Raw genomic sequence first — 15,289 nt, forward strand, 5'->3', positions numbered from 1 at the left:
CTCCGGCTCGGAGGCCGGGATCGCCGTGCCACGAGGCCGAGAGCTCCTACCTGACGGCTGACACCACGCGCCCCCTCGGTCAGCGCAGGACGATGCGGTCCGGGAGGCCGTCGATCCGGCCTTCTTCATGGAGTTTCTGGAGATCCTGCGCGAATGCGCGGGCGATGTCGGAGCCGCGGCGGTTCCAGCCGAAGAAGCGGGCCGTGTGGGTGGTCAACTCCGTCCCGTTCATGCCGGGGGATTCGGCGATGATCTCGAGCAGGGCCATCCGCCGCTCCGCGGGCGGCACCTCGGCGACCTTTCGGGCCACTCCATCTCCGGGCTCGCGCGGGATGACCAGGCATCCTCGCACGGTGATGGTGTCACCGTCCTGCTCGACGTCGCGATCGGCCCTGAGCAGGTCATCGAGCGCCCTGTCGAGGTTGGCGCGAATGCGCGAGCCGAGCCGTTCGATCCCCCATACCACCGCCGCCCTCCGGTAGAGGACGTCGCGTTGGACCGGCGCCTCGGTTTCGAGGGTCTCGCGGAAGAGCCGCTGGAGCAGCCCGCGTGATTCCGGCTCGTGCATCTCGTAGTAGTAGAGGTGCCCTTCGAGATGTGCCCGGCGGTAGCGGGCGGCCCAGTCGCGCGGCTGCCCGTCGTCGGCGGATTCCATGGTCACGCGGGGCGGCTCCGCCGTTCGGGGCTGCTCGGGGACGACGACGATCGGGCTTTGGCCGTCATCGGGTTCGGGCTCCACGGCCATCAGGGCGATGGCCGATTCGACGGCCTCACGTAGCCGCGTCTTCGCTTCGGGACGGTTGCGGTACCAGTCGGTGCCCCAGATGCGGTGCAGCTCCCAGCCGAGCCCGCGCAGCACCTCTTCCCGCAGGCGGTCGCGGTCCCTCGCGGCCTTGGACGAGTGGTACATCGCCCCGTCGCACTCGATGCCCAGCGCGAACCGCCCCGGGAGAGCGGGATGGCGTACCGCCATGTCGATGCGGTAGCCGCCAACGCCGACCTGCGGCTGGACTTCGTAGCCCCAGTCCGTCAGGACGTCCAGCACGGACTCCTCGAACGGGCTCTCGGGCGCCGCGTCCTCGGCGAGCGGCCCCTGCTCCAGGACGGCGGGGCCGCGCTCGGCGTAGTCGAGGTACTTCTTGAAATGCTCGCGGCTCCTGTTGGTGCCCTCCCGGATGTCGGAGCCGGAGATCGACGAGATGACCTCGACGCGGTGCCGGGCGCGGGTCACGGCGACGTTGAGGCGCCGCCAGCCGTTCTCCCGGTTGAGCGGGCCGAACGCCATGGTGAGCCGTCCGTCGGGGCCGGGCCCATACCCGACGGAGAGGATGACGACGTCCCGCTCGTCGCCCTGGACGGTCTCCAGGTTTTTGACGAAGAACCCGTTGAGCCGGTCCTCGGAGAAGAACGGTTCGAGATCGGGATGGCCGTCCCGGGCCCGTTCCACCGCGTCTTCGATGGCTTGCGCCTGCGCGTCCGACATCGCCACGACACCGAGGCTCAGGTTCGGCCGCGTCCGGTAGTGGTGCAGGACGCGCTCGGCGACGGCGTCCGCCTCGATCGGGTTGCGGCGGCTGCGGCCCCGTTCGTAGACGCCGGGCACCTTGGTGAACGTGACTCCGACGTCGTCGCCGGATTCGAACGCCCCCGGGAACGTCACCAGGCCGTTGTCGTAGAACCGGCGGTTGCTGAACGCGATGAGCCCTTCGTGGCGGCTCCGGTAATGCCAGGACAGCGGCAGGCTCCGGATGAGGCCGCTGCCCTTGCACATGTCGAGGAGCGAGTCGAAGGAGTCGGGGACGTCCTCGTCGTACTCCTCGTCGTCCGAGTCGTCGGTCTGGGAGAAGAAGTCGGTGGGCGGCAGCTGCTTCTGGTCGCCTGCCACGATGAGCGAGCCGCCCCGGTAGACGCAGTTGACGGCGTCCTGCGGAAGTACCTGCGACGCCTCGTCGAAGATGACGACGTCGAAGCGGTATCCGGGCGGGAGGAACTGGCTGACCGTCAGCGGGCTCATCATGAAGCAGGGCTTCACCAGCGGGACGATGTCGGAGGTCTTGTCGAGCAGCGTCCGGACGGGCATGTGCCTGCTCTTCTTCTCGGCCTCCCGCTGGACGACGGCGGCCTGCCCGACGTTGGGCCGGGGACGGCGCGCGTTGCACGCCTCGATGACCTGGGCGTGGGCATTGGCGACCAGAGCCCGGTCGAGGCCGCGGAACTGCTCGACGAGCTTGTCCCGCTCGACCGCCCGGACGGGATTGAGACGGGAGTCGCCGGCCATGACCTGCTCGGCCCAGGCTTCGAGGACGGCCCGTTCGACGGCCCGGGGGAACCCCGCGCCGTCCAGCCCCTTCTCGGCGGCCCGGCCGATCAGCCCGTCGAGCCCGTACCGGCCCAGGGCGGCGCGGGCCTCATGGAAGGAGCGCCACTCTTCAGGGCCGGACCGGTCGGCGGCGAACCGGCCGGTGAGTTCATCGAACGCCGCGGTCGTGCCGGTCAGCCGGGCGCACAGGTCGGGCACCCGCGCAGCGTCGAACAGCTGGGCGAAGTCGGTGACGGCGGCGCGGAACGCGGTCCACACTCTGCGGAGCTCCTCGTCGGGACGGGCCGCGAGGAGTGCCCGAGCGGCCTGCTCGGGCATCGGCTCGTCCTGCCCCCGTACGCCGGCGACCCATTCGAGTGCACTGGAGAGCGCGGTCGCGTCGGTGTCCGGCCCTGCGTAGAGAGCGTCCAGCAACTGCTCGTCGCGAGCCTTCCGGGACAGGAACGCCTCGCGTTCGGCACGTACCGCCTCCACCCGCGCGGCGATCCGCCGCGCCTGCCCGAGGGTGAGCTTTGCCGGGACCGCGAGCACGGGCTGCACCTTGGCGATCAGCTCAGCGGCGGCGGCCAGGGGCCCGAGGTGGGCCGAGTACCAGGCGGCGGCGTCGGTGAGGGTGCCGGTCGCGAGCCTTGGACGTCCGCCTGGCCGGGGTGCCGGGACGAGCGTCCGCCGCCACCGGTCGAGCCGCTCGCGGACCTGACCGGCGGCGTCGCAGGCGCCCGCGTCGGGGCGGCCGTCGGCGCTGACCTGCTCGGCGAGAGCGGACGGGAAGTGCAGCCCGGCGGTGAGCCGGCCGATCTCCTCGGCGCCCTCCAACAGCCCCCGGACGAGCTGGAAGTCGGTGTGCTCGCCCTGCCAGTAGCGTCCGAGGAGCCGGCTCTGGGAGGCGGCCGCCTGACGCAGCGCCATCGCGGCTTCGTACCAGGCGACCGCCTGGGGCAGCCGTTCGGCGGCGTCCTTGGTCCACTCACCCGACACGGTCAGCCCCGCGAGCAGCCGCTTGTCGCCCCGGTGGGCGCCGGAGAGCTTCCCGAGCCCGTGGGTCTCGCCGAATCGCAGGACGAGGCCGGGGAAATCGGGCACGGTGAAGATGTTCTCGGTGAACACCTGCCCGGCCGCGGCCCTGGCCTGGACGAGCGCGTTCACGTGACCTTCGAGTTCGGCGGCGGCACGGGCGGCTGCGGTCCTGCCGGCCTCCGTCAGCCAGGCCGCTTCGGGACGGTGCGGCCAGCGCGCGAACCCGGTCAGCCTGCAGAGGGCGAACGCCTGCTCGAAGGTCTCCGGCGCGGGCATCCCGTAAACGGCGCCGACGTCGCCCAGGGACGCCTGGGCGCTGCTCAGCATCTGCGCCAGGTCGTGGAAGTCGGTGCCGAGCCCGCGGAGCCACTCCTCGGTGAGCCCCGACAGTTCAAGCCCCTCCGTCGCCAGCCCGGCCAGCGCGGTCTCCTCGGAGGGCGGCTCGGTGCGGATCCCGAACGGCAGGTGGTCCCAGCCCGGCCCGACGTCTCCGGCGATGGCGGCGGTCGCGGCCCGCAGCGCACCCAGCCGCGTGGTGAAGTCGGTGACCTCGGCCCGCAGCGTCGGAAGTTCGGGGACGGTGAGCCACGCCTCCGGGGCGTCCGGACGGCCGGCCGTGGCGTCGAGCAGAGCGAGCAGCCGTTCGGTGGCGCCGAGTTCGATGAGGCCCAGCGGCCCGGTGAGATCGGCGTGCACGGCAAGGCGGCGCCGGAGCGCGTCGGCGCGCTCGCACAGCAGTTGCAGGCGCGTCTGCGGTTGCCCGCTCCCGGTGAGGTCCCGCCACACGAAGCCGGAGCCTTCGGCGACCGGCCGCCACGCGTCGCCGAGCCTCTCCGCGGCGGCGCGGACGTCCCGGAGTCCCTCGGAGGTCAGGCCGTCCGGCAGGGCGGTCGGCAGCGGCGGGACGTCGGCCAGCGCGCTCAGCCGCCCGATCACGTCGTGGAGCGTCAGGCCGAGCGGTGGCCGGGTCTCGTTCATCGCCGCCGCGTAGGCCGAGAGCTCCTGCCGGGTGCGCAGGAGACGCTGCCGGTCCTCGTCCACCCCGGTGCGGACGGCCTTGGGACGCTGCGCGAGCGCGGCCCCCAGCGTCTTCGCGACCTCCTTGCGGCTCGCGTGGTGGCTGTGCAGCGCCAGGACGAACGCCCCGAGCCCCACGGAGTCCAGGCGGTTGCGGACCACGTCCAGTGCGGCGGCCTTCTCGCTGACGAACAGGACGCTGCGGCCCTCGTGCATGAGCGCCGCGATCATGTTGGCGATGGTCTGGCTCTTACCGGTGCCGGGCGGGCCGTCCATGATGAACGACCGGCCCTCGAGCGCCGCCGCGACGCACTGGCGCTGCGACGAGTCGGCGTCCAGGACGAGGGGCGTCAGCTCGGGCGGCTGAACTTCGTCGATCCTGTCGGCGTCGACTGGTTCGAAGTACAGCGCGTCCTCGGGCAGCCGGGCGGCTTCGCCGAGCCCGATGGCCTGGACGAGGGGATGGGCCAGGATCTGGTCCTCGTGGTCGAGCAGGTCCCGGTACATCGCCTCCTTGTGGGAGCGGAACGTGGCGAGCACGACGTCCTCGCTGACCTCCCAGTCGGGGTTGCCGGCGACGGCGGACCGGACGGCCGAAAGGGTGCCGGGAAGGTCTTTCATGCTGTCGGGGTCGGGCCAGTCGAGGCCGAGCTGCCCCATCTTGACGGCCAGCGCCGGGTTGGGGACGGTGTCCTCGCTCTGCTCCGCGATCAGCTTGAACAGGCCGGGGCCGAGCCGGTCGAGCCGTACCGGGACGAGCAGCAGCGGTGCCAGGTTGAAGCCTTCCGCGCCGGGCTCGCGCCATTTGAGGAACGCCACTCCGAGCTGGAGCGTCCACAGGCCGGTGTCGTTGAACATCTGGTTGGAGTCGCGGTAGAGCTTGCGAAGTGCGGCGTCGAGTGCGAGCCGGGTGTTCTTCTGCGTGACGATTCCGCTGGTGTCCGCGAGCGTGACCAGGCCCTCGTCTTCGGCGTCGTCTTCGGGCAGCTCCGCGAACCGCAGGCCCGCGTCGAGGTCGACGAGCAGCGGGCCCGCCAGCGGTGACCGGATGGCGAGCGTGGCCGTGCGGGTGTGCCGGAAGTTCAGCAGCCGGTTGCGGCCGGTGAGGTCGATCAGGTTGTCGCGCCATTTGCCCAGCACGTTCCGCAGCTGGGTGCGCGGGAGTTCGTCCATCACCGAGTCCCCCATCGATCTATCCCCTCCCGGCTGGACCCGTCAGCGGGGTCTCGGCCAGGGACCGGAATGATTCTGACACTTCACATCCTGCGTTAACGGGTCCGGATGGGGACGCTGAGACCAATGTGCAGAGTGGGACGTCCCGCGGGGCTCATCGGTTGTCCGGTGGCGGCCATCGGCCAAAGGTACATGCGTGAACTTGATCGACCATCAGACTATGGGTTTAAAGTCCCGCTGTGTAATGTGAGTGCTCGCATGACCCCGGTCGTTCAGGAGGAGGTCCCGTGGATCCGGACGCCGACCTGGCACGACTCCCCGGCGGCGGCCCGGTTGACCGGAGACTGTGTCCGAATACGGTCAGCCGTGTCAAGGCCCCGGGAGAACATCGCGACCCGATGTCGGCTGACCAGGGAACTTCAGCCTTCGTGGCGCTCCGACCTGGAACGATGTCCCGTCAGGAGGTGCGCCGGCGGAGGCGGTCGCGAAGGGTCCGTCCGGGACGTCCCACGGTCACCGTTCAGCGACTGTCGGAGAACGCCGCTACCGCCTCGTGCGCGCGCCTATCCTGGCTGCTCGGCCGGTCATCCGGCCGGACGACCCTGGTCAATGCCGTCCTGGGAAGGCAGACGCCGATGAAGCCGCTCGAACCGTCCGATCCGCGGACGATCGGCGGCATCGAGCTGCACGGCAGGCTCGGCGAGGGCGGCATGGGCGTCGTCTACTTCGGGGTGACGCCGGACGCGGAGCAGGTCGCGGTCAAGGTGATCCGGGACGGCCTGGCCGGCCAGGCCACCATGCGCGAGCGGTTCGACCGCGAGGTGCTCGCGATGGGGATGGTCCAGGGCCCGCGCGTCGCGGGTCTGGTGGCCGCCTCCGAGCCTGGCGCAGACAGGCCGTGGCTGGCGATGCAGTACGTGCGCGGCGAGACGCTCCAGGATTACCTGGCGGGGCACCCGGCGCTCACCGCCGAGATGGGCGCGGCGCTCGGGGTGATGCTCGCGGAGGCGCTCACCGACATCCACGCCGCCCGGATCCTGCACCGCGACCTCAAGCCCGGCAACATCCTTCTCGGCCCGGACGGCCCGAAGGTCATCGACTTCGGCCTCGTCGACCTGGTGGAGGCGGAGGAGAGCCTCACCGTGACCGGCATGCGCCTCGGCACCCCCCGCTTCATGCCACCCGAGCAGGTCGAGTCGGCGAAGGACCTCACGCCGTCGGCCGACGTGTACGCGACGGGCGCCACGCTGCTCTACGCGCTGACCAAGCACCCCCCGTACGGGCAGAAGAACGAGCACGCCCTGTACTTCGCGATCGCGAACCCCGACAAGGGACCGGACGTGTCGGGCCTGCCCGCGTCGCTGGCACCGCTGATCGAGGCGATGCTGGCGCACGCCCCGGAAGCCCGTCCGACCCCGGCGGACGCGTCCGCCGAATTCCGCGGCGTGCTGGACGGCGCCGGGCTGTCCGTCCGCGACGCCCGCGTCCATTTCGCGACGCTCACCTACGTCGAGCGGCCGGATGACCCGCCGTCCGACATCGAGCCGCCCCGGCGTCCCGCCCGGCCCCGACATCGGGAGCGTTCGGTGCCCCGCCCGGTCGTGGCGTCGCTCGCGGACCGGCTGGCCCTCGCCTACGCGCCGAGCGCCAGACTCTGACCCGGCGCCCGCACCGCCAGCGTCCCGACCCCCCGTGAACGACCCGTTAGGAGCCCGCCGAGTGACCTCCTCCGCAGAGACCGCGACCCCGTACGCGCCGGGCGCGCGTATCGAGGTCCGCGACGCGGAGTGGATGGTGCGCACCTGCACCCCCACACCCCGCGACGGCTTCAAGATCACCGCGGTGGGGGTCTCGGAGTTCGTCCGGGACGAGGACGCGGTCTTCTTCACCGAGATCGACGACGTCGTCCAGCTCCGACCCGAGGACACCCAGCTCGTCGCCGACACGTCCTCGGCGTTCGCGCGCAGCCGCCTCTACCTGGAGTCGGTGCTGCGCCGCACGCCGCTGCCGCAGTCCGAGCGCGGCCTCGCGCTGGCCGACCGGTTCCTCCTCGACCCGCTCCTCTACCAGCAGCGCCCGGCGGAACTGGCGCTCAACGGCTTGCGCCCCCGCATCCTCCTCGCCGACGTCGTCGGCCTCGGCAAGACCCTGGAGATCGGCCTGATCCTGGCGGAGCTGATCCGCAGGGGACGCGGCGAGCGCATCCTCGTCGTGACGCCCCAGCAGGTCCTGGAGCAGTTCCAGCACGAGCTGTGGACCAGGTTCGCGATTCCGCTCGTCCGGCTCGACTCGGTCGGCATCGAGCGGATCCAGCGTGACATCCCCGCCGGACGCAACCCGTTCCTGTACTACAAGCGCGTCATCATCTCCGTCGACACCCTCAAGAACCAGGGACGGTACGGGCAGCACTTGGAGAACATGCACTGGGACGCGGTCGTCATTGACGAGTCCCACAACCTCATCAACGAGGGGAACCTTCGCAACAAGCTGGCCCGCCTCCTCGCCAGGCGCACCGACGCGCTGCTGCTGGCGAGCGCCACCCCGCACAACGGCGACGCCAAGTCGTTCGCCGAGCTGATCGGCCTGCTCGACCCGGCCGCCATCGCGGACCCGAAGCGGTACTCGGCGTCCGACATCGATCACCTCTATATCCGCCGGACGAAGATCAGCGACGAGGTCCGCGACCGGATCCGCGGCCGGTGGCCCGACCGGGGCCCGTCCATCTCGCTGCGCACGCCCGCCACGCCCAGGGAAGAGGCGATCTTCGCGGAGCTGGCCGAGGTCTGGCTGCCCGGCCCCGACCGCACCGGAGGCTCGGTGGTCGACGCCGACCGGCGCCTGTTCCCCTACACGCTCGCGAAGGCGTTCCTGTCGTCGCACGTCGCGCTCGGCACGACCGTCGCGAAGCGGCTGAAGAACGCGACCGAGGCGCGCGAGATCGAGGCGCTCAACAACCTGGCCTTCCTCGTCGAGCAGATGGGCGACCACGACTCCGCCAAGCTCAAGGCCCTCGTGGACGAGTTGAAGAACATCGGCGTGAAGGCCAAGGGCACGATGCGCGCCGTCGTGTTCTCCGAGAGCATCCCGACCCTGGAGTGGCTCGCCCGGACCGTCCCCGCCGAACTCGGGCTCGCCGCCGACCAGGTGCAGATCATGCACGGCGGTTTCTCCGACCAGCGCCAGCAGGAGATCGTCGAGGCGTTCTCCCTGGCCGACAGCAAGGTCCGGCTGCTGTTCACCGGGGACGTGGCGTCCGAGGGCGTGAACCTGCACCGCCAGTGTCACCACATGATCCATTACGACCTGCCGTGGAGCCTCATCCGGATCGAGCAGCGCAACGGCCGCATCGACCGGTACGGGCAGGAGCACGAGCCGCAGTTCCGCGCGATCGTCCTGACCTCGGAGACCGAGGGCGCGTTGGACGACACGACCGTCGCCGAGAAGCTGCTGAGGCGCGAGGAGGAGGCGCACCGCAGCATCGGGACGGCAGAGGCGGTCACCCGCGAGTTCACGGCGAAGAAGGAAGAAGACCGCCTCATCAAGGACCTCCTCAAGGGCAAGTCGGTCGAGGAGTCCCTCGCGGAGGCGCCGCCCGTCGACTTCATGGCCGAGCTGTTCGGCGCGGTGGAGCAGGGCGAGGCACGCGCGGAGGTCAGGCGCGCCCGCGTCCCGAAGCTGTTCGGGTCGACGGAGGAGTTCGTCCGGGAGGCGCTGCGCACGGTCTGCCCGAGCCTGCGCGTCGATGACGACGGCGGCCTGCTCGCCTTTGCGCCACCCTCCGATCTGATTCACCGCCTGTCAGCGCTGCCGACGTCCTACCTGCGCACCCACAAGATCACCGAGCGGATGAAGGTCACCTTCGACCACGACCTCGCGAAGCGCAAGCTGGACGAGGCCCGCCGCACCAAGACCATGTGGCCGGACATCGCGTACCTGTCCGACCTGCACCCGATGGTCGAGTGGCTGGTGGACAAGGTGCAGGTGCAGCTCGTCCGGCGGCAGGCGCCCGTCATCACCGCGAAGGTGGACGAGCCGACGTTCCTCGTCCAGGGCATCTACTCCAACGCGCTCGGTCAGCCCACGGTGGTCGATTGGATGGCGATCAGCGGCCTGCCCGGCGCGCCGGTCGTCCGCGACATGACCGAGGTCCTCACCGAGGCCGGGGTCGGCCCCGCGATGATCAACACCAGCCGCACACCCGATGTCGAAGGACTCACGCCGCTCATCGAGCCCGCGATCCACGCCGCGCGCCGCCACTTGGACGAGCAGCGCGACCGGCACGACGACGAGGTGGCGCGGCCCCTCCGGGAGTACGACGGGCAGCTCGAACTGTGGGAGCGGGAGAGCTTGAAGAGCCTGGACGGGACGTCCCACGGCGCGAAGAAGCGGGGGCAAGTGACCGACACCGTCGCCGACCAGAAGCGGTTGCTCCAGAGCCTGGAGACGACGGGGGAGCCGCTGCTGCGCATCCTCGCTGTCCTTGAGGGGGACGCATGACGTACGACTCGATCGTCAACCGCGGCGACTACTTCTCGGCCCACTACCTGGCCGAGGTGCTCCCCAAGGACCTGAAGAAGAAGGACGGGCTGCTCGCCCGCTGGACCGAGGCCGAGAAGGACGGGCAGCCGACCCCCCGCACCGGCTTGCGCGGCCTCAAGCGCAGCTACTTCAAGGACCGCCCCACCTTCGCGGACGCCTTGGAGACCGTCCGCGAGGGCAAGGACATCCCGAAGATCGAGGAGTGGAAGAAGGCCCTCCACGAACTGCACGGCGACATCCTGCGCGCCTTGGGCTTCAAGGCCGAGCCGCGCGTTCTCACGGTCGAGCGGTCGGACAAGCGGTACGAGGTCGCCGTCGCGCACGCCGAGCCGGCCGACCGTCCCAGCGTCATCGCGATCGAGTGCGGATGGGCCCCGGACGTCGATGCCGCCCTCGACATCACCGACGCCGGACGGCTCCTCACCCCCGTCGAACTCGACCACCCGCACCTGCTCCGGACCGGGGACAAGCTCGCGTCCTGGCTGTTCGCCGCCGACGAGCCACCCCGCTACGTACTGATCCTCGCGGGCGGCGTGGTGATCCTGGCCGACCGGATGACCTGGGGTGAGGGACGGTACCTCGCCGTCAGCCTGGACATCGCGCTCGGCCGCAGCACCGCCGCGACCAGCGAGATCGAGACGATCGCCGCCCTGTTCAGCGCCGACTCGCTGCTGCCGCCCGAGGAAGGCGGCGCCGAACCCCTCGCCGAACTGCTCTCCGGCTCCCGCCAGCACGCCGTCGGCGTATCCAAAGAACTTCGAGAAGGACTCCGCGAATCCGTCGAGATCATCGCCAACGAGGTCCTCGACCGGATGAGAGAGCAAGGCGTCCGCCCCGAAGAGGTCATGGAACCGGCGGCCTTCGCCAAGGAACTCGGCCGCGAATCCCTCCGCTACCTCTACCGCATTCTCTTTCTGCTGTACGCCGAAGCCCGCCCGGAACTCGGCATCCTCCCCACCGACGACGAGGCGTACGTCAGGGGCTACAGCATGGCCCGCCTCGGCGACCTGATCGTCCGCGACCTGGTCTCCGAGGAGTCGCGCCGCAGCGTCCACCTCTACGAGTCGCTCGACCTGCTGTTCCACATGGTCAACGAAGGGCACAACCCGCGCGGCGCGGGCCTCACACTCGGCTCGGACGGTGAAGGACTCCGCTTCGAACCCCTCAAGTCGGACCTGTTCGACCCCGCCCGCACCCGCCTCATCGGCAAGGCCGCGATCGACCTGGACGAGGACGACCCCGACTCCACGCCCATCGACACCCGCCTCCGCAACGAGGCGCTCTACAAGGTGCTGCGCCTCCTCATGCTCGCCAAGGGCAAGCGCAAGGAACGCGGCGGCTTCATCTCGTACGCGCAACTCGGCATCAACCAGCTCGGTGCGGTGTACGAGGGGCTGATGTCGTACACGGGGTTCATCGCGAAGGAGGAGCTGTACGAGGTCGCCAAGAACGGCGATCCCAAGGACGGCTCCTGGATGATTCCCGCCTCCAAGGTCGACGACTACGAGGACGCCGTCTTCGTCCGCCGCGTTGATGAACATGGCATCAAGACCGAGGACCGCGTCCGCTACAAGCCCGGCGCGTTCGTTTACCGGCTCGCCGGCCGCGACCGCCAGACCAGCGCGTCCTACTACACGCCCGAGTCACTGACGCAGGTCACCGTGCAGCTGGCGCTTCGCGAGCGCCTCGACCAGGACGGGACGACCACCAAGGCCCGCGAGATCCTCGACTGGACGATCTGCGAACCCGCCCTCGGCTCAGGCGCGTTCCTCAACGAGGCGATCAACCAAGTCGCCGCCGAGTACCTCAAGAGGCGCCAGGCCGAGAAGAACCAGAGCCTCGAACCCGACCGCTACGCGGAAGAACTCCAGAAGGCCAAGGCATACATCGCGCTCCACAATTCATATGGGGTGGACCTCAACGAGACGGCCGTCGAACTGGCCGAGGTCTCGCTGTGGCTGAACGTCATGCACCAGGGGCTTCAAGCTCCGTGGTTCGGCCTGCACCTGCGCCGGGGCAACTCCCTCATCGGCGCGGGCCGCCGCCTGTACGAGGCGCACCACCTGAAGAAGAAGGCGTGGCTGACCACCGCACCGAAGGACCACCCGTTCCGGGACGGCCCGATCCCCGACGGCCACATTCACCACTTCCTGCTGCCCGCCCAGGGCTGGGGAGCGGTGGCGAGCGAGAAGGAAGCCAAGAACCTCGCTCCCGACGACGCCAAGCGCCTCGGCGACTGGCGCAAGGGGATGCTCAAGGACCCGTCCGCCAAAAAGAAGCAGGGACAGAAGCTCACCCAGGTCCAGCGCCTCCAGGGCCTCGCCCGCCGCGCGGAGTACCTGTGGGGCTTGGTCATCAAGCGTTTGGAGCTGTCCGAGAAGGACATCAGCCGCCGCATCAACGTGTGGGGTGCGGACGACCTGCGCGAGCCGGGGGAGGAGGTCGTATCCCGCGAGCAGATCCTCAAGGACCTGATGTATCCGGGGACGCCCTTCTGGCGTCTCAAGACCTTGATGGACGCGTGGTGCGCGCTCTGGTTCTGGCCTCTCGACAAGGTCGGCCTGCTGGACGGTTCGGACGACATCTATGAGCGGTTGAAAGACAACGTCCTCGACAGCGTTCCGCCCGCGCTCGCCGAAGTAGAGGCACCGTACCCCGACCCGGCCGGATTCCCGCAGAGCTGGGAGGCGGCATCGCTCTTCGGGGAGGCCCCTGTCCAGATCTCAATCAACCAGTCGAAGTCGCGCCCCAAGCCACCCCGCAAGCCCGCCCGCGTAGAGCGCCGCTCAGTAATCCAGCTCGCAGACCTGGACGACTGGCTCGACTTCGCCGAGGCCCTGCTCGGTAGTGCCGATAACACGGACGGCACCCTGGGCGCCCAGGACGAAACGCTGGCGAAACTCAGCGCGTTCGAGGACCAGCTTCCCGGCTGGATGGGCATGGACTCGCCTGATCGGCTTTTGGTCCGGTTCCCTTGGCTCCGAACCATCACGGACCGTGAGGCGGGAATCGCGGCGCAGCAGGGCTTCTTCCACTGGGAACTCCAGTTCGCCCAGATCTTCCGCAAGGGCGGTTTCGATCTTCAGGTGGGCAACCCACCTTGGGTCCGCCCTCGCTGGCAGGAGAACCTTGCACTTGCTGAAGTTGACCCATGGTTCGTGCTTGCCGAGCGACCAACTTCCGCCGAGTGGCGCAGCAAGAAAGACCAGATTCTATCTGATGGTCTTGGTAGATCCGGATACATCAACGACGTCGCTGCCAATTCTGCAGCCGCACAATTCTTTAGTAGTGCATCGACATTTCCATTGCTGGTAGGCACGCAGCCAGACCTATATCGTGCCTTTATGTGTCGCGTTTGGTCGAACCTTAGTCCGTCTTCCATAGCTGCATTGGTGCATCCGGATTCGCATCTTGGTGGAGCAAAGGAAGGGCATCTCCGTTCAGTCACCTACAGGCACTTGCGCTTCCATGCTCATTTTCGCAACGAGCGTAGAGTGTTTGTGGATGTCCACAACAACGTCTCATTTGGCGTTCATGTCTATGGTCGTGAAGGAGAGATTCGCTTCTCTCACTTGAGCTACCTCTTTGACTCGGCGACGCTTGTTGGTTCTCTCGATCACGATGGCAGTGGACCTCTTCCTGGAGTGAAATACAAAGGCGATTGGGATATTCGGCCACACGGCCGCCGCATTATCGAGGTGGACGAGACCTTGCTCAGGCAGTGGCAGCAACTGCTGGAGATTACAGAATCTCCGTGGGACCAAACTCCTGTGCTATACCTTTTGACTACCGCAGAAGCGCGGGCCGTCGAAGCTCTGGCTTCGTACAGTGACCGACTGGGCAAATACCATCCATACGTCAGTCGAGGTTACCCGGAGCGGCAAGCGATTACCGACGGCCTGATCAGGTGGCGGACGGCAAGGCCCGAAAGCTTGGAGGAAGTCATCCTTCAGGGGCCACACTTTGTGCAGGCAACTCCGTTTAGCAAGCAGCCCAAGGACCCGTGCAGGAGTAACAACGATTGGTATTCTTGGGATCTATCGAAGCTACCCGTTGATGCCATTCCGATAACCAACTATGAACGCGCCTGCGATAAGGCCACCTTTGCTTCGGTGCGAGAGCGCTGGGAGGGGCGTCCATTCACTGAGTATTATCGCGTGGCTTGGCGAGAGATGATTCCGTTCGATACCGAGCGTAGTCTTTTTGCGTCCCTAATTCCCCCCGGCCCGACGCATGTAAAAGCTGTGCACACGATGGCCTTGCGGAGCAATTTGGAGACGGTCTTAACTGCCGGGTTTTGGTCGACTCTGGCCCTAGATTATATCGTGCGGATTATGGGCAGGTCCACACTTTATGGCATTCGAGAAATCGGTGCTATGCCCACTGGAGCGACCTCCCATCCCCTCGCGTCCGCATTGATATGTCGAACTCTCCGGCTCAACTGCCTTACCTCGGCGTATGCACCTTTGTGGCGCGAACTGTTCAATCTGTCCTGGCGGGACGAAACCTGGGCCGTTAGGTGGAACGCAATACAAACTCTTGGTGGCGGCGAAGTCAGTGCAGTTTGGGGCCCAAGTATTCCCTTGCGCTCTGAACACGAACGCCGGGCCGCATTGGTGGAACTGGACGCCTTGGTCGGAGTCTGGCTAGGCATCTCCGCTGACGAACTAGTGGCCATCTATAAATCTCGCTATGCAATACTTGCTGACCGTGAAGAAGAAACGTGGTTCGACGCGAACGGAAGAAAGCTGGCAGCTTCTTCTCATTATTACGGCTTCGGTCAGACTAAGGAGCATTACATCCAACTAAAGGCATACTTGGATAAGATTGACGATAATGTTGTGCCGGAAGGATATGAGGCGCCGTTCTATAAGGCAGATCGGGAAGCTGAGTATCGGCAGGCCCATGCTGTGTTCTCGGAGCGGCTGGAGCGGGCGAGGGCTGAAGGGTGGACGCCCGATGGTGGAGGCTCGTCCGCATGATGCTCGACCGTCGCGCTCTGGAGGTCTTGGCAAGAGTTGGGCAGGGACCGGTGCGGGGATGCGCATCGTGGCAGGCCACGGCTACGCCATGCACGGTGAGGCGGGCGTGCCAGTCTTCGGCATGGTCCAGGCCGAACTCGGACTTCGCGAAGGCTGAGAAGTGGGGCTCCTCCTCAGCTTGGTCGCTCGGCACGTGCTGTGGCGTCCTGCGTGAGGCGGGTGCTGGGCGATGCTGAGTGTT

At 68.0% G+C, this 15,289-nt stretch carries 4 protein-coding genes; 3 read left to right on the forward strand and 1 reads right to left on the reverse strand.

What is annotated here, in order from left to right; translation table 11 throughout:
- Positions 1–79 precede the first annotated feature (79 nt).
- Entirely contained in the window at positions 80–5,542 is a 5,463-nt protein-coding gene (locus AB0C35_RS09260) for a DUF3320 domain-containing protein (protein WP_358452347.1), read from the reverse strand.
- A gap of 620 nt (positions 5,543–6,162) precedes the next feature.
- Between AB0C35_RS09260 and AB0C35_RS09265 the strand changes: the two genes are divergently transcribed.
- From AB0C35_RS09265 to AB0C35_RS09275, 3 genes are all read left to right on the forward strand, one after another.
- Positions 6,163–7,185, forward strand: a complete 1,023-nt coding sequence (locus AB0C35_RS09265) for a serine/threonine-protein kinase (protein WP_358452349.1) — start codon at positions 6,163–6,165, stop codon at positions 7,183–7,185.
- 61 nt (positions 7,186–7,246) lie between these two features.
- A complete protein-coding gene (locus tag AB0C35_RS09270; protein ID WP_358452351.1) occupies positions 7,247–10,024 on the forward strand; it encodes a DEAD/DEAH box helicase in 2,778 nt (925 codons plus the stop codon).
- Complete coding sequence (locus tag AB0C35_RS09275; protein WP_358452353.1) at positions 10,021–15,048, forward strand: class I SAM-dependent DNA methyltransferase; 5,028 nt, start codon at positions 10,021–10,023, stop codon at positions 15,046–15,048. Before AB0C35_RS09270 ends, AB0C35_RS09275 begins: the two co-directional genes overlap by 4 nt.
- Positions 15,049–15,289 lie beyond the last annotated feature (241 nt).

The sequence above is a fragment of the Spirillospora sp. NPDC048819 genome (assembly GCF_040650055.1).
Taxonomy (GTDB): domain Bacteria; phylum Actinomycetota; class Actinomycetes; order Streptosporangiales; family Streptosporangiaceae; genus Spirillospora.